General features: G+C 34.7%; 16 protein-coding genes. 8 read left to right on the top strand and 8 right to left on the bottom strand.

The genetic code is table 11. The features are described from left to right. Positions 1 to 23 precede the first annotated feature (23 nt). Together IQ05_RS09825 and IQ05_RS09830 are read right to left on the bottom strand one after the other, a co-directional pair. Entirely contained in the window at positions 24 to 2,444 is a 2,421-nt protein-coding gene (locus IQ05_RS09825; protein WP_144892477.1) for a YfhO family protein, read from the bottom strand. A 53-nt stretch (positions 2,445 to 2,497) separates the two neighbouring features. Next, positions 2,498 to 2,782, bottom strand: a complete 285-nt coding sequence (locus IQ05_RS09830; RefSeq protein WP_144892479.1) for a DUF4834 family protein — start codon at positions 2,780 to 2,782, stop codon at positions 2,498 to 2,500. Positions 2,783 to 2,915: 133 nt separating this feature from the next. On the opposite strand from IQ05_RS09830, the gene IQ05_RS09835 reads away from it, so the two are divergent. Both IQ05_RS09835 and IQ05_RS09840 read left to right on the top strand, forming a co-directional pair. Further along, positions 2,916 to 3,875, top strand: coding sequence for a transporter (locus tag IQ05_RS09835; protein WP_144892481.1), 960 nt, complete (start codon positions 2,916 to 2,918; stop codon positions 3,873 to 3,875). A gap of 22 nt (positions 3,876 to 3,897) precedes the next feature. Then, positions 3,898 to 5,016 carry a GTP cyclohydrolase gene (locus IQ05_RS09840; protein ID WP_144892483.1) on the top strand — a complete coding sequence of 373 codons (1,119 nt, stop codon included), beginning with the start codon at positions 3,898 to 3,900 and terminating at the stop codon, positions 5,014 to 5,016. A gap of 68 nt (positions 5,017 to 5,084) precedes the next feature. Here the strand turns inward: IQ05_RS09840 and IQ05_RS09845 are convergent, their stop codons facing one another. Beyond that, entirely contained in the window at positions 5,085 to 6,347 is a 1,263-nt protein-coding gene (locus tag IQ05_RS09845; protein ID WP_144892541.1) for an aminotransferase class I/II-fold pyridoxal phosphate-dependent enzyme, read from the bottom strand. 265 nt (positions 6,348 to 6,612) lie between these two features. Between IQ05_RS09845 and IQ05_RS09850 the strand changes: the two genes are divergently transcribed. The 5 genes from IQ05_RS09850 to IQ05_RS09870 all read left to right on the top strand — a co-directional run bounded on the left by IQ05_RS09850 (position 6,613) and on the right by IQ05_RS09870 (position 12,558). Beyond that, a complete protein-coding gene (locus IQ05_RS09850; protein ID WP_086454205.1) occupies positions 6,613 to 7,377 on the top strand; it encodes an NYN domain-containing protein in 765 nt (254 codons plus the stop codon). 96 nt (positions 7,378 to 7,473) lie between these two features. Beyond that, on the top strand, positions 7,474 to 8,979 hold the full coding sequence (locus IQ05_RS09855; protein ID WP_144892485.1) for an FMN-binding glutamate synthase family protein: 1,506 nt from the start codon (positions 7,474 to 7,476) through the stop codon (positions 8,977 to 8,979). A 31-nt stretch (positions 8,980 to 9,010) separates the two neighbouring features. Further along, a complete protein-coding gene (locus IQ05_RS09860) occupies positions 9,011 to 9,589 on the top strand; it encodes a non-canonical purine NTP diphosphatase (RefSeq protein ID WP_144892487.1) in 579 nt (192 codons plus the stop codon). Positions 9,590 to 9,780: 191 nt separating this feature from the next. Continuing rightward, the gene (locus IQ05_RS09865; RefSeq protein WP_144892489.1) at positions 9,781 to 11,706 is read left to right on the top strand and encodes a DEAD/DEAH box helicase; all 1,926 of its coding nucleotides are present in this window, start codon (positions 9,781 to 9,783) and stop codon (positions 11,704 to 11,706) included. Between the two features lie 84 nt (positions 11,707 to 11,790). After that, positions 11,791 to 12,558: a carboxypeptidase-like regulatory domain-containing protein gene (locus tag IQ05_RS09870; RefSeq protein ID WP_144892491.1), complete on the top strand. Its 768-nt coding sequence runs from the start codon at positions 11,791 to 11,793 to the stop codon at positions 12,556 to 12,558. 313 nt (positions 12,559 to 12,871) lie between these two features. Here IQ05_RS09870 and IQ05_RS09880 read toward each other — a convergent pair whose 3' ends face one another. Then, complete coding sequence (locus IQ05_RS09880) at positions 12,872 to 14,335, bottom strand: aminoacyl-histidine dipeptidase (RefSeq protein ID WP_144892493.1); 1,464 nt, start codon at positions 14,333 to 14,335, stop codon at positions 12,872 to 12,874. Positions 14,336 to 14,439: 104 nt separating this feature from the next. Between IQ05_RS09880 and IQ05_RS09885 the strand changes: the two genes are divergently transcribed. Beyond that, positions 14,440 to 15,501 (top strand): DUF3810 domain-containing protein, encoded by a 1,062-nt coding sequence (locus tag IQ05_RS09885; protein ID WP_144892495.1) that lies wholly within the window; start codon positions 14,440 to 14,442, stop codon positions 15,499 to 15,501. Positions 15,502 to 15,637: 136 nt separating this feature from the next. On the opposite strand, the gene IQ05_RS09890 is transcribed toward IQ05_RS09885, so the two are convergent. The 4 genes from IQ05_RS09890 to IQ05_RS09905 form a co-directional block, all read right to left on the bottom strand. Beyond that, positions 15,638 to 17,539: an OmpA family protein gene (locus IQ05_RS09890; RefSeq protein WP_144892497.1), complete on the bottom strand. Its 1,902-nt coding sequence runs from the start codon at positions 17,537 to 17,539 to the stop codon at positions 15,638 to 15,640. Between the two features lie 71 nt (positions 17,540 to 17,610). Continuing rightward, positions 17,611 to 18,540 (bottom strand): PorP/SprF family type IX secretion system membrane protein, encoded by a 930-nt coding sequence (locus tag IQ05_RS09895; protein ID WP_144892499.1) that lies wholly within the window; start codon positions 18,538 to 18,540, stop codon positions 17,611 to 17,613. A 39-nt stretch (positions 18,541 to 18,579) separates the two neighbouring features. Further along, on the bottom strand, positions 18,580 to 19,254 hold the full coding sequence (locus tag IQ05_RS09900; protein ID WP_449404242.1) for a T9SS type B sorting domain-containing protein: 675 nt from the start codon (positions 19,252 to 19,254) through the stop codon (positions 18,580 to 18,582). Between the two features lie 933 nt (positions 19,255 to 20,187). Beyond that, positions 20,188 to 21,492 (bottom strand): NAD(P)/FAD-dependent oxidoreductase, encoded by a 1,305-nt coding sequence (locus tag IQ05_RS09905; RefSeq protein ID WP_144892503.1) that lies wholly within the window; start codon positions 21,490 to 21,492, stop codon positions 20,188 to 20,190. Between the last annotated feature and the right edge of the window lie 144 nt (positions 21,493 to 21,636).

The raw sequence follows: 21,636 nt of genomic DNA on the forward strand, positions 1-21,636 counted from the left end.
TACTCCGAAAATATAAAACAACATTAATTAATCACGTTCTTCGGGTTCTTCTTTTTTTCGTAATAAATTCCCCCAATCAGTAGTAACAATATTCCAACTGCACTTATCAGCGTAATCATACTACCCGTTTTTACTACTTGAGGCTCAAACTTAAATTCGATTTTATGTTTTCCTGCTGGTACTGGTAATCCTCTTAAAAGATAATCAACTCTCAAATGATCTACTTTTTTATCGTCAATGTAAGCATTCCACCCATTGCCATAATAAGCCTCAGAGAACACAGCGAAGCCTTCATTTTTATTAGTAGCAGTATACTTGATGTAATTTGGTTTATACGTAACTACAGCTATTGTAGCCGCGCTATCTTTGGCGAAAGCCGTATTTTTAACTTGAAACTCCTTTGTATTAATGACAACCGTATTTTTAGAATCTAATTTATCCAAAGCTTTCATTTCGGCATCGGGAGAATTTACTTGTTTGACCTGACTGATAAACCAAGCATTTCCATTAGCATCAGGGTTAGCAACCGGAAATTCTTTCCCTTCCTTATCTTTCTGTATCAAATACTTCACATTAAGCATGTTCAGCACTTCGATATTGTTTTTTACAATTTGGTAATCCAGTAACTGCTGTATCCTTCTTGGTCTCACAGCACTGTAACCACCAATAGATTTATGAAAATAAGAGGCTCTAGCACCCATAATATCTCCTACCTCAAATACTCTATAATTTGAAGTATCTTTTAAAATTTCCGCATCTGATGGAGATTCTTGGAAAGGTGCTTCTACTTGGTACTTGCTCACAAAATCTTTCCCTGAAACATAATTTTTAGCAACAAAAAACAAGTCAGAAACCATCAATAAACCTACAATTATGATAGCAGTATTTTGAGCAAATCTCTCCTTTAAAGCCAGCCACAAAACTCCAGCTACCAATATTATAAAGAAAGCAGAGCGAAGCAAATCTGCACTAAACAAACTCATTCGATCTTCCTTCAAAGCGTTTACAAAATCAGGACCGTAGCTTTCTTGAAAATACGAATCACTTCCACCTGAAAAACTAAACATGCTTTTACTTAAAAACAAAATAAGAAGTATACCTAGCGAAAGAATTGTTGTTTCATACAACGATTTCCATTGCAATTTTTTATCTGATTTGAAATACGATTGTAATCCCATTATTGCAAGTACTGGGAAGCACATTTCTAAAACTACCTGAATAGAGGAAACCGCTCTAAACTTATCATACAACGGTATGTACTCAATAAAAAAATCAGTTAATAAAGGGAAATTTTTTCCCCAAGAAAGCAATAAGGAAACAAATACGCCTGCTAAAAAAACGTATTTAATTTTTCTTTGATCTAAAAACAAAGCCATCACTGCCAAAAAGAAAACTACAATTCCTATGTAAGCTGGTGCCGCCACAATTGGTTGATCTCCCCAATAAGTAGGCATTCCTGAGACAAAATCAGTTGCTTGATCCTCTGGAACCCCTTGTCCTATCATGAACTCAAACATGTGGCTATCCTTGCCTACTTTTTCATTATTTGAACCTCCAAAAAGACGAGGAGCAATAAGGTTAAAGCTTTCCATTACACCATAACTATATTCGGTAATATAATCTTTAGACATAGATGAAGTAGTCTGGTTTTTAGTCCCATCAGGGTTAAAGGTAAGCTCACTTTTCCCTCTAATACTGAAATTAGTATACTCAGAAGTAGCCAACAAGTTAGTTGCATTGGCACCAAGCGCAAAAACACCAGCAACTGCCAGAGCTCCAAAAGAATATAGTAACGCCTTATATTCTTTATCTTTTAGGTGTTTATATATAAAATACGCAGAAAGTATTAAAAGGAAAATCAAGAGGTAGTACGTCATTTGAAAGTGATTTGCATTGATCTCTAATGCTGTCGCAAAAAGTGTAATCAAACCACCCAACACGTATTTCTTTTGGAAAACCAAAATAAATCCCGCCACAACAAGTGGCATGTACCCAATTGCATGTGCTTTTGCATTATGACCTACACCCAAAATAACAATCAAATAAGTGGAAAATCCAAAAGCCAAGGCTCCGAAGAAGGCCTTTAGAGGATCTATTTTCAGCACTAATAATAATGCATAAAAACCTAAGAAGTAAAGAAATAAATAGTCCGCAGGACGTGGTAAAAATCGCAACGCATCATCAAGAACACCTATATAATCATGCGAATACTTGGCTCCTAATTGATACGTAGGCATACCGCCAAAGGCTGAATTAGTCCAATACGGTTCTACATCATTTGTGGCTCTAAAATCGTTTTGCTCCTTGGCCATACCTGTATATTGAACAATATCCGATTGAAAAATTTGTTTGCCTTGCAAAACTGGATAAAAGTAAATCAAGGAAACAAGAACAAAACCAAAAATGGCAAGAGCGTGTGGGTAAAACTTATTAATTATTTTCAATTTATAATGTATTGGATTTAATAAATGTATTGATGTGGTTCAAGCAAAACGATTTAATCTATTTCTTCATAGTCCACGTAATCCCCTACTTTTTTAGTTTCGCGAGGTTTTTTTACGTTTTCTGTGCTATAAATTATTTCATCTTGTTGCTGCTGTTGCTGCGAATTGTTCCAAGATTTTTGCTGATATTGCTGTTGTTGCATGTTTTGACCTGCTTTTTCTACTACCTTTTTTATAATTAATGGCAAAAAAAGTTTTGCTAAAAATTTGAATATGTAGTAAAATGCAATGATAAATAAAATTGTATTTAAAACACTTTTAAAAGAAGCTGTTTGCATAAAGGTAATTTTTTCCAAAAATAATAAATTCAGAACTATATTTGGGGACAAAATTAAGATATCATTCTTAATTAAATGATAAATTATAGTACTTTTGAAAAGCTATGTTACACCAAAAACAAAAAAAACAATTATGCGAAAATTTAAATCATTCCTTGTAGCGGCTCTTTTTGCAATTCCAAGTATTCAATATGCACAGTACACCGATGAAATAAACTCTAATAGACCCGGAGAAACCATGTCTGCATTTGCCGTGGGTAAATCAGTTATTCAGGTTGAAACAGGAGTTTACGGAATCAATCAAAAACACAATTTATTGGGGTATGAAGCAAATGGTTTTGGTCTTGATGCCACATTGCGCTGGGGTTTGTTTCTGGAACGTTTAGAGTTGATAGCTGATATTCAATATCAAAATGAGACCTATACTTCTTTATTCAGCAAAACCGCTATTGCTGATTTTAAACAACTTGTATTAGGAGCAAAATATTTAATTTACGACCCTAATAAAAATTATAAGAAAAAAGTAAACCTATATAGCTGGAAAGCAAACAAGGCGTTTCACTGGCGTCAATTAATCCCAGCTGTTTCAGGTTTTGTAGGTGTAAATTATTCGGCAGAGAATAATCCGTATGCGTTTTCAAACAGAAACCCAACCGAAAGTAGATACCCTGCTCAATTCTCGCCAAAAGCAATGTTGATTACGCAAAACAATCTGGGTGACGGAAGATGGGTTTTAGTTTCAAACATCATTGCTGATTATATAGGTACTGAATTTCCTAATTATAGCTATGCCGTTACCTTAACACGTGGTTTTAATAATAAATGGTCTGGTTTTGTAGAAAATCAAGGCATAAAAAGTGAATTATATGCAGATGCCATTGTGAGAGGTGGAGCAGCTTATTTACTCAACAAAAACATGCAAGTAGACGCTTCAATAGGCACTAGTTTAAAAGAGACTCCATCCGCTTTATTTGGTGGAATCGGTTTTTCATGGCGATATGATGGCAAATATAAAGAAGTTCGCATTGATGTAGAACCTAATAAAAAAGAAGCTAAAGCAAAAAAAGTAGCTAAAAAAATTAAAAAAGGATAATAAAAACATTCTAAAACACAACATGATTACAATACACGAAGCCGTATCAAAAAAAGAATTAACAGCGTTCATTAAATTTCCTTTTTCCCTTTACAAAAATAATCCCTACTGGGTTCCGCCGCTTATTGCGGATGAGCTCGAAACATTTGATAAAACAAAAAATCCAGCTTTTGAAAATGCAGAAGCCTATTTTTATGTAGCCAAAAAAAACAATGAAATCGTTGGCCGAATTACAGCAATAATTAATTGGAGTGAGGTAAAAAACCAACAGAAATTAAAAGTACGTTTTGGTTGGTTTGATGTAATTGATGACATCGAAGTGACAAAAGCTCTATTAGAAAAGGTTTACGAACTTGGCAAAAAAAACAATCTAGATCATGTAGAGGGACCTATGGGATTTTCAAATCTTGACAAAGTTGGGGTCATGACTGAGGGTTTTAATGAAATTAGCACAATGATCACTTGGTACAACCATCCTTATTATGCAAACCATTTTAGAGAACTAGGATTTAAAGTTGAGAAAGAATATTTAGAGAGTAAATTCCCTTTTGAAAATGTAAAACTTGAGTTTTTTGAAAAGGCAAATGATTTGGTTAAAAAAAGATATCAATTGAGTCCGCTGAACTTTAAAACCACAAAAGAAGTAATCCCGCACGTGGATAAAATGTTTGATTTATTCAATAAATCCTACGCTTCCTTATCCTCTTTTGTAGCTATTTCTGATACACAAAAAGAGTATTTTAAGAAAAAGTACATCAGCTTTATCAATCCTGAATTTATAAAGTTTGTTGAAGATAAAGACCATAACATTGTCGCTTTTAGTATTGTAATGCCTGATTTTGCTGAAGCTTTACAAAAATCCAAAGGAAAATTGTTTCCGTTTGGGTTCTTACACATGCTCAAGGCTAGAAAACAAAGTAAAAATGTGATTTTTTATCTAATAGGTGTACTACCCGAATACCAAAACAAAGCCGTAACCGCCATTCTATTCAAGGAATGTTATGAAACATTTAAAGAAAAAGGGATCTTAAACTGTTTTAGAACTCCTGAACTTGCAGATAATGTTGCTATTCAAAATCTGTGGAAACATTTTGACCCTCAAGTACATAAAAAGCGTTGTACTTTTAGAGCTGAATTGTAAACATTAACCCATAAAAAAACCATCTGTTTAAAAGTAACAGATGGTTTTTATAATTTTAGAATAAGATCTTAAGCGTCTAAATCAACTGTAGTTCTACTTGCAATCTCCTTATAAGTACCATTTTCTAGTTTTTCACGTATAGCTTCAAATGCTGTCAATGTTTCATTAACATCATCAATAGTATGTGAAGTTGTAGGTATCATACGCAATAAAATAATTCCTTTTGGAATTACAGGATAGATTACAATACTTAAAAAGATACCATAATTTTCTCTTAAATCATTTACCATCACCATAGCTTCTGGAACACTTCCTTCAAGATAAACTGGAGTAACACACGTATTAGTATCACCAATATTAAAGTTTCTCTCTTTTAATCCGTTTTGTAATGCGTTTACATTTTCCCAAAGTTTATCTTTCAATCCTGGGTTGTTACGCAACAATTCCAATCTTTTTAAAGAACCAATAGTTTGAATCATTGGCAATGCTTTGGCAAACATTTGAGAACGTAAATTGTATTTTAAATAATCAATAATATCTTTATCAGCGGCTACAAAAGCACCAATATTAGCCATCGATTTTGCAAATGTCGAGAAGTAAACATCGATACCATCTTGACAACCTTGCTCCTCACCTGCTCCAGCTCCTGTTTTACCTAAGGTTCCAAAACCGTGTGCATCATCAACTAGCAAACGGAAATTGTACTTTTCTTTTAAAGCAACAATTTCTTTCAATTTACCTTGTTGACCACGCATACCAAAAACACCTTCGGTAATAAACAAAATCCCACCACCTGTTTCAGTAGCCATTTTAGTTGCACGTTGCAGGTTTTTCTCCATACTTTCAAGATCATTGTGCTTGTAAGTATATCTTTTCCCACTGTGCAAACGTACTCCATCTATAATACATGCATGTGCGTCTACGTCATATACAATAATGTCGTTACGTGTCACTAAAGCATCAATAGTGGACATAATTCCTTGGTATCCAAAATTCAACAAGTAAGCTGATTCTTTCATAACAAAAGCGGCTAACTCATTCTCTAATTGCTCATGATATTTAGTGTGACCACTCATCATTCTAGCTCCCATAGGATATGCGGCTCCATACTGTGCAGCGGCATCTGTATCAGCCTGACGAACTTCAGGATGATTGGCTAGACCTAAATAGTCATTCAAACTCCAATTCAAAATATTTTTACCTCCAAACTGCATTCTTGGTCCCAACTCACCTTCTAATTTTGGAAAAACAAAATACCCTTCAGCTTGTGAAGCCCATTTCCCTAAAGGACCTTTATTGTTTTGAATTCTTTCGAATAAATCTTTTACCATAATATGTAAAGTAATAATTTTAATTTTAAGAAGTTGCAAAAATAATTATTTAAATTTTATAAAGGACTTGAAAGTAAATTTATTTTTCAAGCAATCTAATCCTACGAAAATTAAGATATTTCAAACGCCAAAATTCAAACATAATGATACTAAAATTCTAGGAATCCCTTTTTATAGTGCATTTTTAAACAAATCAAATACTAAACATTCCAACCATAACACAATAAACTTTGTATATTTGACTTACTAAAATAAATTTAAATTTATGTCTAACAATACAAAGGAATTAAAACTAGCGGTACTTATTGATGCTGACAACGTTCCCTACAGTAATGTAAAAGGAATGATGGAAGAGATTGCTAAGTTTGGTACGCCTACTACAAAACGCATCTATGCCGATTGGACAAAACCAAATGCTAGCGGTTGGAAAAGTGTATTATTAGAACATGCCATTACTCCTATACAACAATACAGTTATACAGTAGGCAAAAATTCCTCAGATTCAGCCATGATTATTGATGCCATGGATTTACTCTATTCTGATAAAGTAGATGGTTTTTGTATTGTATCCAGCGACTCTGATTTCACAAGACTTGCCATTCGATTGCGAGAATCTGGAATGAAGGTCATAGGAATAGGCGAACAAAAAACACCCAATTCATTCATTGTAGCTTGTGACCGATTTGTATACATTGAAGTCTTGGACGGAGCAATCAAAAAGAAAGAACCAAAAAGAACAGCAACAGATCCTAAAAAACCATCTCCTAAAAGCTTAAATAAAGTAGACCTGCAAACTATAGAATTAATTGAATCTACCATTGAAGATATTGGTGATGATAGCGGATGGGCGTTTCTAGGTGATGTTGGAAATTTAATTGTAAAAAAGAAACCCGAGTTTGACCCAAGGAATTATGGTTTTTCAAAACTAACTCCGATGTTGAAATCCTTGACAGATATTCTTGAAATAGATGAGCGCGACTCAGATAAAAAAGGAATCAAACACGTTTATGTACGATTGCGATTTAGCTAACATCTCTTCTACTTTTGGTTTCCAAAATTAAAAACATTTTTAACAAGAACTTATCCATTTTGAATACAAAGCCATTTTCAAATTGAAATTTAATATATGAGAACAAAATTTTTCCTTTTTGGTTTCCTTTCTTTGTTAGTAAGCGTGATCATAAACATCTATTTTCAAAAAGCATACTTCCTTAGTTTCATTTTATTATTAATACTAATTATTGGAGTTTACAACAGCGTACAAACCAAGCATACCATATTAAGAAACTTTCCTGTTTTAGGATACTTTAGATATTTATTTGAAAACATAGCTCCCGAAATCCAACAATATTTCATAGAAAGAAATACAGATGGCAAGCCTTTTTCAAGAAATGAAAGGTCATTAGTCTACCAAAGAGCAAAAAACTTAAGCGCTACAACGGCTTTTGGAACACAATTACATCTTAACCAACCCGATTACGAAGGCATCAAGCACTCCATATTTCCTGTAAAAGTCAATGAAGAGCTACCCCGAGTAGTTGTAGGAGGACCAGATTGCAAACAACCATACTCAGCTTCTTTACTCAATATATCCGCGATGAGTTTTGGTTCTTTAAGCGAGAACGCAATCATTGCACTTAATAATGGCGCAAAGAAAGGCGACTTTTATCATAACACAGGCGAAGGAGGTTTAACGGAATTCCATCTTCAAGGCGGAGCAATTGTTTGGCAAATAGGAACTGGATATTTTGGATGTAGAGATAAGCATGGAGCATTTGATGTTCAAAAATTTACAGAAAAAGCAAATCTCCCATCTGTAAAAATGATAGAAATCAAACTATCACAAGGTGCTAAGCCCGGTCATGGCGGAGTACTTCCTGCAAGTAAAAACACCCCATTAATAGCTAAGATACGAGGCGTAGAACCGCATACTACTATTCTATCACCACCGAGCCACTCTGCTTTTCATGATGCTAGTGGTTTGATACAATTCATACAAACACTGAGAACGGCATCAAATGGAAAACCCATTGGATTTAAACTGTGCATTGGAATAACCGAAGAATTTGAAGCTATTTGTCAAAAAATGATAGCACAAAATTGTTTTCCAGACTTTATAACGGTTGATGGTGCAGAAGGCGGAACGGGTGCTGCACCACTAGAATTTTCTGACGGAGTAGGCATGCCATTAGAACCAGCGCTTATTTTTGTAAACAAAACATTGACCCAGTTCAACATAAAAGATAAAATAAAAATTATCTCTAGCGGTAAAATAATAACTGGTCATGCCATTTTAAGAGCCATTGCCATGGGAGCAGACATTTGCAATACAGCTAGAGGATTTATGTTCTCACTAGGATGTATTCAAGCCTTGAAATGCAACAATAATACTTGTCCAACAGGAGTAGCCACTCAGGATAAAATGCTCATGAAAGGATTAGTGGTAACCGATAAGTCTGAAAGGGTTTATCATTTTCATCACAATACGTTACATGCTGCAAACGAACTTTTGGCAGCGTCAGGAAAATCTAGTTTTCAAGATGTTGACAGTAGCATTTTTATGCGTGGTGATGAGTTTACCAAATTATCTGATTTGTATTTCCCGGATAATTTGACTCGAGTTTTTAATTAAAAAAGTACATTTAAAATTCTTAACTAAAATCATGAAAATAGTTTTCGCTTCTAACAACAAAAATAAAATTATAGAACTTCAAAGCATGCTTCCAGAAAGCGTAACAATATTGAGCCTTGAAAGCATAGGATGCCATGAAGAAATTCCAGAAACAGCATCAACAATTGAAGGAAATGCCATTTTAAAAGCAAATTATGTAACTCAAAAATACGGCTACGACTGTTTTGCAGATGATACAGGTCTTGAGGTACTAGCACTTGATGGAGCGCCCGGAGTTTACAGCGCCAGATATGCCGGTGAGCAACGTAATCCTGAAGACAATATGAATCTCTTATTAAAAAATTTAACAGATAAAGAAACTAGAGCAGCACAATTTAAAACCGTAATAGCTTTAAATTTAAACGGCGAACAACATTTATTTACTGGTATTGCCAAAGGTGAAATTACGTTAGAAAAAATTGGCAATCAAGGTTTTGGTTACGATCCCATATTCCAACCAGAGGGATATATTGAAACTTTTGCTCAACTACCATTAGAACTAAAAAATGAAATTAGCCATAGAGGTAAGGCAACAAAACAACTATTAGCGCATCTAAAAAACAAAAGTTAAGCAAAAACAATAAAAATTTACTTGAAAAACATAGTTGCAAAGCTATATTTTTTGTATCAAAAATAATCCAAAATTGAACAACAAATCATAACTTTCTGATAATCAAATTATAATAAATCATTAAATCTTGAAATAGCATTAGTTTATATGAATAATTTAGAGTAATTTTGCACCCTATTTTAAAAATACATATGAACAAATTTGAACAATTAGGATTGAGTGAATCGTTACTGAAGGCGGTTTTAGATCTAGGATTTGAAAATCCGAGCGAAGTACAGGAGAAAGCGATTCCCCTATTATTGGAAAAAGATACAGATATGGTGGCGTTGGCTCAGACAGGGACAGGGAAAACGGCAGCTTTTGGTTTTCCAGTTATCCAAAAAATTGATGCTAACAACAGAAACACACAAGCATTAATTTTATCTCCAACACGCGAATTGTGTTTGCAGATTACCAACGAACTTAAAAACTACTCTAAATACGAAAAAGGTATTAATGTAGTAGCCGTTTACGGAGGAGCTAGCATCACAGAACAAGCGAGAGACATTAAAAGAGGAGCACAAATTATTGTAGCAACTCCAGGAAGAATGCAAGATATGATTAATAGAGGTCTAGTAAACATTACTGGAATTAACTATTGTATTCTTGACGAAGCTGACGAAATGTTGAATATGGGTTTCTACGAAGATATCGTAAACATCCTTTCAACTACACCAGACGACAAAAACACATGGTTGTTTTCTGCAACAATGCCTGCTGAAGTAGCACGTATTGGAAAACAATTCATGACTGATCCTATTGAAATTACAGTTGGAGCTAAAAACTCAGGTTCTGCTACCGTTTCTCACGAATTTTACCTGGTAAATGCACGTGACCGTTACGAAGCTTTGAAACGTTTGGCAGATTCAAACCCAGATATTTTCTCTGTAGTTTTTTGTCGTACCAAAAGAGATACACAAGCTGTAGCCGAAAAATTAATTGAAGACGGATACAGTGCTGCTGCATTACACGGTGATTTATCACAAGCACAACGTGATGGAGTTATGAAATCATTCCGTGGTCGTCAAATACAAATGCTTGTTGCTACTGATGTAGCTGCTCGTGGTATTGATGTGGATAACATTACTCACGTAGTAAACTACCAATTACCTGACGAAATTGAAACATACAACCACCGTTCTGGTCGTACTGGTCGTGCAGGTCGTTTAGGAACTTCGATTGTAATTGTTACTAAAAGCGAATTGCGTAAAATTTCATCTATTGAAAGAATCATCAAGCAAAAATTTGAAGAAAAATCAATTCCATCTGGAATCGAAATTTGCGAGATTCAATTACTGCACTTAGCCAACAAAATTAAAGATACAGAGGTTGATCACGAAATTGATACATACCTTCCTGCAATTAATAGCGTTCTTGAAGATTTATCGAAAGAAGAATTAATCAAGAAAATGGTATCGGTAGAATTCAACCGTTTTATCAATTACTACAAGAAAAACAGAGACATTTCAACTCAATCAGGTGAAAGACGTGAAAGAAGTGATGATAGAGATGGTGCTCCAAGAGAAAACAATAATGGCGGAGCAACTCGTTATTTTGTAAACATTGGTTCTAGAGACAACTTTGATTGGATGTCACTTAAAGATTACTTGAAAGAGACATTAGACTTAGGTCGTGATGACGTTTTCAAAGTAGACGTAAAAGAAGGTTTCTCTTTCTTTAATACTGATCCTGAGCATACTGATAAAGTAATGGAAATATTGAATAACGTTCAATTAGAAGGACGCAGAATCAATGTTGAGATTTCTAAAAATGACGGTGGCGGAAGACGTGACCACAACGGAAGAAGTTCTGGTGGAGGTTTTGGTGGCGGAAGAAGTTCAGCTCCTAGAAGAGAAGGAAGTTTTGCTCCAAGAAGAGAAGGTTCTGGCGGATTTAGAAGCGATAGAAGTTCAGCGCCAAGAGAAGGTGGTTTTAGAAGCGACAGAGGAGCAGCTCCAAGAAGAGAAGGTGGTTTTTCATCTGACCGACCTAGAACTGAAGGATCATCTGATAGAGCACCTAGACGTTCTGAAAGCTTTGGTGATGCACCAAGACCAAGAAGACCAAGAAGAGACTAAAGTTTAGTTAATATTCTTATAATTATACTGGAACTACAAAATATTTAATCCTGATTTATTACTTTTAAAGTCTTAAATTAGAGTATGAAATATTTTGTAGTTTTTTTATTTACTGTATTCTCAATTACAGCACAATCTCAAGTCAAAGAACCTTCTCAAAAAGTAGATGGAATTATTCTTAGTAATACAACTAAACAACCTTTATCAAGTGTAAATATCATCAACATCAACAAAGTGCGTGGTGCCACAACTGATGAAAGCGGACATTTTGAGATTGATGTTCAAGTTAATGATACATTGCACATAACGAGTTTAGGTTTCCAATCCTTGCGTGTGCGCGTCACAAATGACTGGATCAAAAACCGAAGTACAAAAATTCAACTTACAGAGAAAGCCATTGCGCTTGAAGAGGTTATCATTAGACCCTTTAACCTAACAGGCTATCTTGAAGTAGATACAAAAATTATCCCCGTAAGAGAGAATTACCGCTATAGTATTTCTGGATTAACACAAGGATATGAAGCAGGACAGTACTCTCCAAATGCTTTTGGAAAAGTTTTGGGTTCCATATTCAATCCAGCTGATATGCTCTATAATTTTTTTGGTAAAAATCCAAAAGAGTTGAAGAAGTTAAAAGAAATGAAAAAGGATGACACGGTACGAAAATTATTAGAATCAAAATATGATAGAGAAACTATTGCTGTACTTTTAGGCATTGACAAAGATGAAATCCCTGAAATTTTACAACGTTGTAATTACTCTGAATCATTTATTAAAACGGCTAACGATCTACAAATAATGGATGCTATTAGTGGCTGTTATGAAGAATATAAGATCTTGAAGAAAAAATAAATTTCAACATTTCTTAAATAATACAAATCAATCCTCAATTCAAAAAAATTGGGGATTTTTTAATTAAATAGGTAATAAATCAAAATAATACATACATTTACTAAATTGTATATTAACCACTAAATATATTATCATGGCAAAAAGTCAGGATGCGAAAAAGACTGCGAAAAAAGAGCCTTTAAAAACCGCTAAAGAAAAGAAAGAAGAAAAAAGAGAAAAGAAAAATGCTCCTAAAAGAGATTAATACTCAGTTTACAGTCTCAGTTTGCAGTTCTTTTAAACTGAATACTGAGACTGTTCCTGAATACTAAGATTATTTAACTGGAATATTTGCTAAAATTTCTACAAAAAATTTCCAGAATTTTTGTGATGACGAAATACTAGCTCTCTCATCAGGTGAATGAGCACCATGAATAGTTGGGCCAAAAGATATCATATCCATCTCAGGATAATTTGTTCCTAAAATACCGCATTCAAGTCCCGCATGACAAGCAACCACTCTAGGTTTTTCACCGTTTTGCTTTTCATAAAGAGGAACTAAAACATCTAAAATTTCCGATTTAGAATTTGGAGTCCATCCAGGATAGGAACCTGAAAATTCAACTTCGCAACCCATTAATTCAAAAGCTGATCGCAACCCATTTGCCAAATCAAATTTTGAAGTCTCTACAGAAGATCGTGTTAAACATTGTACCGAAAGTTGCCCATCTCCTAAAACTACTTTTGCAATATTATTTGAAGTTTCAACTAGATTTTCAAAATCAGCGCTCATGCTGTACACTCCGTTATGAGCGGTATACATGGCTCTCACAAAATAAAACTGAGCAATTGACGGCATAACCTTAGCAGGTGTTGTTTCTAATTTTTCAAAAACAACTTCTAGATTAGGCTCCGTAGTTTTTAGTTCGGTTTTTATTTCGTTTACAATTTGCTGCATGTCAAACACAAATGCTTCATCATACACCTCGGCAATGATTACTTTCGCTACACTTTCTCTTGGAATTGCATTGCGTAAACTTCCTCCTTTTATTTCGGAGATTTGCAACCCAAAATTATCAAAACCATCAAACAATAAACGGTTCATTATTTTATTGGCATTGCCCAAACCTTTATGAATATCCATCCCAGAATGACCTCCTTGCAAGCCTTTCACGGTAATGGTATACCCCACAGAACCTTCAGGAGTTTCCTCTTCATCATATTCTGCAGTAGCTGTAACATCTATTCCACCAGCACAACCGATATCAATTTCATCGTCTTCTTCCGTATCTAAATTCAGTAATATTTGACCCTGTAAAACACCACCTTTTAAGTTAAGAGCTCCAGTCATTCCGGTTTCTTCATCTATAGTAAACAAGGCCTCAATAGCAGGATGAGGAATGTCTTTACTTTCTAGAACAGCCATGATAGCTGCAACTCCTAAACCGTTGTCAGCACCTAAAGTTGTACCTTGCGCACGAACCCAGTCACCATCAACATACATGTCTATTCCTTGTGTATCAAAATCAAAAACAGTTTCTCCATTTTTTTGATGCACCATGTCTAAATGTCCCTGAAGCACAATTGCTTTACGGTTTTCCATACCTGGAGTAGCCGGTTTTCTTATGATTACATTTCGAATTTCATCTTCAAAAGTTTCAAGTCCTAGGCTTTCGCTAAAATTTTTCATGAAAGCAATCACGCGATCCTCTTTCTTAGAAGGCCTTGGCACCGCATTTAAATCCGCAAACTTATTCCAAAGTGCTTTTGGCTCTAGATTTCTTATTTCTTGACTCATATTAGTAATTGATGTTTTAATTTTACAATACAAAGTTACAAAGTTTAAATTCCAATAGGCACTAATTAATATTGTAATTATATTTACAACTCAAATTTTTTATCTTGAAAACAAAATATTTTCTCCCGATTTTTTTCTTCATCCAAATTATATTGCTCCAAATTGCTCCTTTTTATCCAGAACAAATAGAGCGCTGGTACAGTAATGGCATGTTTCCTGTATTATCTCAGTTCTTGCGTACAATTTTAGGAAGGATTCCTTTTTCAATTGGTGATTGTCTTTATTTTATTTTGATTCTTTGCGTTTTGAGATGGTTTTGGAACAACCGAAAAACTTGGAGATCCCAATGGAAAAACACACTTTTAAGGATCCTAAGTTTTACATCTGTTCTTTACTTTTTATTTCATGCACTCTGGGCACTCAACTACTACCGTGAACCACTTTTTGAAAAAATGAATATTAAAAATGAGTACACGGATGCTGACTTACTTGTTTTTACAAAAATGATTATTTCAAAAACAAATGCCCTTCAATATACCATTACTACGAATAAAGCTTTAAAAGTTTCCATTCCATACACACAAGAACAAATTTTTAAAAAGAGCTTGAACGGTTATCATGCCATTGCAAAAAAGCATTCTTTTTTTAAATTCAACACTCTAAGTACCAAAAAATCATTATTTAGTCTACCCTTGACCTACATGGGATTTGGAGGTTATTTAAATCCTTTTACAAATGAGGCTCAGGTAAATGATCTCGTACCGCTGTATGGTTTTCCTATGACTGTAAATCACGAGATGGCTCACCAGATGGGTTATGCTAGCGAAAGTGAATGTAACTTTATTGGATTCCTCGCTTCTGTTGAAAATGAAGATACGTACATCCAATATTCTGGCTACAGTATGGCTTTACGCTATTGTCTGGGAAATTGGCAAATACGAGATGAAGGCATTTACAAACAATTAATAAAAACCATACATCCCGGTGTTTTAAAAAACTACAAAGAAAGCGAGCAATTCTGGAAGCAATACGACACCTTTATTGACAAAGGTTTTCATGCTTTCTATGACCAATTCTTGAAGATCAATCAACAAAAAGACGGCATGGAAAGCTATAGTAAGTTTGTGAATTTGATGGTGAATTACAGTAAAACACATACCCTATAAAATATGACAGAAACAACTAGTATTATATTGAATTGACTCCTATTCCATCATTCATTTATCTAATACGATATAACAAAAAAGGCTATCCATATATAACTTGGATAGCCTTTTTAGATTTTTATTATTTTGAGAAGATTTATTGCATAGATACAATAATAAACTCACTTCTTCTATTGGCTTGGTGTTGCTCCTCTGTACAGTTTGATTTGTTCGTAGGTTCACATCCACAATCGTTTACAAGTTGTGATTCACCGTATCCTTTAGCGGTTAATCTACTAGCAGCTATACCGTTTTTTACCAACCATGCCTTAGTTGATTTAGCTCTTCTGTCAGATAGTGCCTGGTTGTATGCTGCGGTTTGTCTGCAATCTGTATGGGATCTAATGTCGATGGTCATCTTTGGGTATTGTTGCATCACTGCTAATACTTTTTCAAGCTCAAAAGCCGCATCCTTACGAATAAATGACTTGTCTAAATCAAAATAAAGCATTGGAATATCCAAGGTCTTAGCTAAATCTGTACCCACATCAACAACTTTTTTTCGAGGCTCTAAGGCCAATGGGCCTTGCGTTACTCCAGATACTTTTGCTATTACAATTTTATTCTCTTTGGTTTCATACTCTGGCTTTTCTCCACGTAAATAATACGCCTTACCACATTCTACCTCAAAGCTGTAGGCTCCTGATAATGGAGTGGTAATTTCTTGGATCAAATTAAAATTCGCGTCAAACAAACTTACCTTAGCATTGGACAAGACTAAACCTGTATCTTGATCCTTGATGACTCCTTGAAGTACTTGATTACAAACAGGAACAGGAAATTTATTGAATCTATAAATATCATCCGATCCTAATCCTCCCTCTCTATTGGAAGTCACAAATCCTTTTTTATTCTCTGCATCTATCACAAATGAAAAATCATCTTGGGTACTGTTTATAGGTGTTCCTAAGTTTTTTATAGTACTGCCGGGAGTTGTTGACGACAAATCCATCACAAACACATCTAAACCTCCAAGTCCAGGATGTCCATCACTGGCAAAATACATCTTGTTATCTGGTGAGATATACGGAAAGGTTTCTCGTGACTCTGTGTTAATAGGCAATCCTAGATTCTCTGGTGTCCCGTAAGTATCATTAGCATTGATGCTTACTTTAAAAAGATCTGATAATCCCTTGGTACCGGGCATGTCTGATGCAAAATACAAGGTTTTCTCATCTACACTCAGCGCTGGATGCGCTACACTATATTCGTTACTATTAAAAGGTAGCTCTTGTACATTGACCCATTTTCCGTTTTCGTTTGTGGCCTTGTAAAGTTTTAATAATATAACTCGTCTGCTGTCTTTTTGCTTTTTCCCGTTGAGATAATTATTACGCGTGAAGTACATCGTTTGGCCATCTTTGGTAAAAACGGGAGTTGACTCATGAAATCTACTGTTGATGTTTTTATTGAATACCTCTGGCTTGCCCGCACTACCATCTGTACTGATCTGGGAACTGTACAAGTTGGTAAAAGATTCATTGTTCCACTTGAACACTTTCTTTGCTACTCCACCTGTATCTCGTGCTGAGGCAAAAAGTAAGGTATTGTTGTAATAAGCACTACCGTAATCAGAATAAGGGGAGTTGATACCGGCATCAAAAATTTCATATTTTCCTGAGTTTTCCTTGATGTCATTTAAGTAATCGCGCTGACTCGCAAAGAGTTTCCCGCGCTGGTCTGTGGCTGATTTTGCTATGAATTGCTCTAACATTTTATCGGCCTTAGCATAATTCCCTACGGCTTTTAATGATTGAGAATATCTGTAATAGTACTCTGGCTCTTGAGTGGGATTCATATCAAAAAGTGCAGTGTACCACTTCTCTGCCTTGATCAAATCAGCAATAAAAAAATAGGAGTCTCCTAGCTTTTGAAACATTTTCTCGTCCTTATACCCTTTATCTGCTACTTTCTCATAAGTAGCTATAGCATCAACGTAAGAATAATTTTCGAAGTTTTTATCTGCGGTTGCCACTCCTTTTTTTTGTGTATACCCCATTACTGTTGATACTAAAAAAAATACACAGCATCCGAAATGTTTGGCGCTTAATTTCATAACATTATATTAAATTAAAAGAATCTAGGTGATGTAATTCTATTATAACTGTTGAATATTTCGTAACGAAGAAATATTTCATGTGATCCAGAATTGTAATTAGCCAATCGTGTGGTTTCCATATCGTATGCATACCCAATAAACCAAGAATCTGATACCTGAAAGCCTACCATGGCACTCAATGCAGCACTCCAGCGGTAGGCAGCTCCTACTGTAAACTTGTCATTAAACAAGAAGTTAGCCGATAAATCTACCTGTAAGGGCGCACCTTGAACCAACTTAGTCATCATGGCGGGTTTGAACTTTAAATTATAATCTAAATCAAATACGTGACCTGCTGTTAAGTAATAGTTTACGCGCTCTCGTGCAATATAGGAATTGGCTCCTACTCCTGCATATTTATCAAAATGCTGGGTCTCAAGTAAATTAGGCACAGAAAGCCCGATATAGCTTTTATCAGAATACAAATAAAGACCCACTCCAATATTAGGTGAAAACTTATTGTCTATGTTGTTCTCAAAACTATAATCATTAGGATCATACTGATTCAATTTATCAAAATTGACATTCAAAAGATTTGCTGAGGCTTTCAATCCAAAGGAGAGTTTGAAGTCTTCTGAGGTATTGATGTAGTATGAAAAATCAACTGCTAGATTGCTCTCATCAGATGGCCCTATCCTATCATTTATGATCGACACTCCTAAACCTACTTTAGTATCATTGATAGGAGTATTAATAGAGGCAGTATTCGTTACTGGTGCCCCATCTAGCCCTACCCACTGGGTGCGGTGTAGGGCAAAGATGTTCATGGACTGACGCGAACCTGCATAGGCTGGATTTATATTGATCGAATTGTACATGTACTGTGTAAACTGAGCATCTTGCTGGGCATTTACTATACCCGAGAGTAAGAGTACCATTACTACTACTAATTTTGTCTTCATATTGCTTCCATTTTTAAACTTATGAGCTTTATTTATCAATTATCGGTTAATATATAAGTATCCTGCTTTCTCAAAACTAGTGGCTGCACTGTCCTTATATCTCAAGATGTAATAATACGTTCCTTCTGGTAACTCTTCGGATTGTTTGATGGTTACTCTTCCTTCTGAAACGCCTCTAAAGGCTCTATCATCATTGTTGTATCCTGTTCTTTCAAATACTAAAACTCCCCAACGGTTGTATATCTCTACCGTATTGTCGCTGTAACATTCAAGTCCTCTAATGAGGAACACTTTGTTGTCTCCATTTCCATTTGGCGCTACTGCATTAAACACTTCGATCACGCATCCTTGAATAGCAAGTACAGTTGGTCTATCACTTAAAGCGCTAGAATCATCCGATAAATCACTTACTACTACTCCTAGAGGGGTAACTCCTGTTGCAGTTGCTTGGTTGGTTACGCTTCCTAAGTTGATGTCGGCTTGTTTCAAGCGATATACTCCTTGATAGGCTGTATTGTTTGTCACTCCTACTGTCAATAAAGGTATGCTATTACCCGATAGTATCAAACCTGGTAAAACATCGGTAACCGTTACATTGTTTAATGGCGTGTTTCCTGTATTGCTTACCGCAAAACTGTAGGTAATAGTCTCTCCTGCCTGTGCAAAACCATCTCCATTTTCGTCATTGAATACGGCTGTTTTAACAATGTATATTCAAATTTTGAGAGTAATTTTTAATTATAAAAAAATGATAATAATTTTTTGATATAGAAAACAATCATGAGTTTAATTTCAATCATCAATAAAGCTGCGAATGTCCTAAAAAACATAACTAGATATCAATTACTTCTCTTTGTATTTTATATTTACGTTAAAATCTTGTTACCGATTTTATTTAAAACTGTAAAACTAAAATATATTTTAAAATTTAACTAATCAGATGATAAAAAGTAGATTAAAAGCAATTCTAATAGATAATCAACACTGATCAATAAAAAATACAGCTCAAAATACTAGAATTATTATAAAAAACACCATAAACATGAAGCATAACTATTCAAATGAAAATAATTCTATATTCTTGAAAAAAAGCATAAAAACTTTTATTAAACTAAAATATTATTTCAAATTGATGAAAATCGCAAAAGTTTCGATGAAAAAAACTGTATACGAAAGCCAAATTCTTAAATATAAATGCTAATAACAATCTAAAAAACTAAGGTGAAATTGTTTTAAACAATAGAGATTCCAAATTTGTAGAATTATATTTTATCATTACTTAACAAATAAATAGAAATTAAAATTGATCAAAAAAAAGACCGTCTTTAAAGACAGTCCAAGATATACCGGTAATAAATAATTTTAAACACTGCCTTCAACCCAACAACTAGTGCCATTACTAGTATTCAGACTAGTAAATTTTCTAAATTTGTCCGCTAAATATTCTACTAAATTATCATCAATAGAAGCCACAAAATTTGAGTCTAATGAATAGCTTTTCTATTCGAATTCAAAAAAAATTTGCCTACAGAATCTCGCAAAACAAGGTCTAGACTTGCTTACCAATATAGCCAAACAAGTACAAGATATAAAAACCCATTTTTGAATTTTTAAATTATTATAGATATTTTGAAGTCAAAAATGAGCCTACACCTCGTCACTAGTAAACGTAGTAAAGCTTTTCTTTTTATACGGTCTAATAATGAGCCTTCCCTCACGATCAAAACGAATGTAATTGTACACCCAATTTAGGAATACAACGGCTTTGTTCTTGAAACCAATGAGCGAAAACAAATGGACAAACATCCAAACAAACCATGCAAAGACACCATTAAAATGATATTTAGGCAAATCGACCACCGCTTTATTCCTGCCAATGGTAGCCATAGAACCTTTGTCATTGTATTCAAATGCTTCCAAGGGTTCCTTTTTAAGTAATTGTATTAAATTAGTACCTAATACTTCACCTTGCTGCAAAGCAGGTTGAGCCATCATGGGATGCCCTTCTGGATAGGCAACTGATACCATGGAAGCAATATCGCCAATAGCAAATATATTTTGGTAGCCATGAACCTGACTGTATTCATTGACTTTTATACGCGCTACTTTTTCAACCAATGATTTTCCATCTAAACCGGCAACTAATGCACCTTGAACACCAGCGGTCCATATTACGGTAGCGGTATCAAAAGTCAAATCAGAATTGGTTGTAATGGTACGTCCATCATAATTGGTCACACGAACGTTTTTCCAAATTTTAACACCTAAACTTGTTAGAAATTTCTCAGCAGCTTGCGATGATGCTTCGCTCATGGTATTTAAAATTCGATCACCGCTTTGAATTAAATTTATTTCCATTTTAGCAATATCCAAATCCGGATAATCTTTTTGGAGAATGGCTTTTTTCATTTCGGCAAGAGCACCAGCAAGCTCTACTCCTGTTGGCCCTCCTCCTACCAAAACAAAATTGATGAGACTGTTTTGTTCCGAAACATCTTTAGTAAGCACCGCTTGTTCAAAATTCTCTAAGATGAGACTTCTAATATTGAGTGACTGCGGTATGGTTTTCATGGCCATACTGTTGCGTTCTATTTCTTTATTTCCAAAATAATTCGTTTTGGAACCCGTAGCAATAACCAGATAATCATAGTTTAACTCCCCAATTTCGGCAATTACTTTTTGATTTTTAGTGTCAATTTCCTGAACATTGGTCAATCTAAAATAAAAATCATCATATTCCTGAATCACTTTTCGAATGGGGTAAGCAATAGATCCTGCCTCTAATCCGCCAGTAGCCACTTGATACAGTAAGGGCTGAAACGTATGATAATTGTGCTTGTCCAGTAATACTACTTGCACTTTTTTATTCTTTAATTTTTTTGCCAAGGCTATTCCCGCAAATCCGCCACCTATGATGACCACTCTGGGTAAGGATGAATGTGGTATGTTCATTGTAATGTATTGACTGTTTGATTTCAAATATACAAAGATATTTTAGAGTACCTCAACCTCTAGTAAATTGTCAAGTACAATTGTTCGCAAAAATTTCTTTCCACAAAAAGAGTTTCTTTACCAAGGTTTTTAATAACGACAAAC

The organism is Flavobacterium tiangeerense (assembly GCF_007830355.1).
GTDB classification, from domain to species: Bacteria; Bacteroidota; Bacteroidia; order Flavobacteriales; family Flavobacteriaceae; genus Flavobacterium; species Flavobacterium tiangeerense.

Coding starts and splice junctions, on each gene's coding strand:
- IQ05_RS09830 (WP_144892479.1), bottom strand. CDS start 2,782: ATGCAAACAGCTTCTTTTAAAAGTGTTTTAAATACAATTTTATTTATC.
- IQ05_RS09835 (WP_144892481.1), top strand. CDS start 2,916: ATGCGAAAATTTAAATCATTCCTTGTAGCGGCTCTTTTTGCAATTCCA.
- IQ05_RS09840 (WP_144892483.1), top strand. CDS start 3,898: ATGATTACAATACACGAAGCCGTATCAAAAAAAGAATTAACAGCGTTC.
- IQ05_RS09845 (WP_144892541.1), bottom strand. CDS start 6,347: ATGGTAAAAGATTTATTCGAAAGAATTCAAAACAATAAAGGTCCTTTA.
- IQ05_RS09850 (WP_086454205.1), top strand. CDS start 6,613: ATGTCTAACAATACAAAGGAATTAAAACTAGCGGTACTTATTGATGCT.
- IQ05_RS09855 (WP_144892485.1), top strand. CDS start 7,474: ATGAGAACAAAATTTTTCCTTTTTGGTTTCCTTTCTTTGTTAGTAAGC.
- IQ05_RS09860 (WP_144892487.1), top strand. CDS start 9,011: ATGAAAATAGTTTTCGCTTCTAACAACAAAAATAAAATTATAGAACTT.
- IQ05_RS09865 (WP_144892489.1), top strand. CDS start 9,781: ATGAACAAATTTGAACAATTAGGATTGAGTGAATCGTTACTGAAGGCG.
- IQ05_RS09870 (WP_144892491.1), top strand. CDS start 11,791: ATGAAATATTTTGTAGTTTTTTTATTTACTGTATTCTCAATTACAGCA.
- IQ05_RS09880 (WP_144892493.1), bottom strand. CDS start 14,335: ATGAGTCAAGAAATAAGAAATCTAGAGCCAAAAGCACTTTGGAATAAG.
- IQ05_RS09890 (WP_144892497.1), bottom strand. CDS start 17,539: ATGGGGTATACACAAAAAAAAGGAGTGGCAACCGCAGATAAAAACTTC.
- IQ05_RS09895 (WP_144892499.1), bottom strand. CDS start 18,540: ATGAAGACAAAATTAGTAGTAGTAATGGTACTCTTACTCTCGGGTATA.
- IQ05_RS09905 (WP_144892503.1), bottom strand. CDS start 21,492: ATGAACATACCACATTCATCCTTACCCAGAGTGGTCATCATAGGTGGC.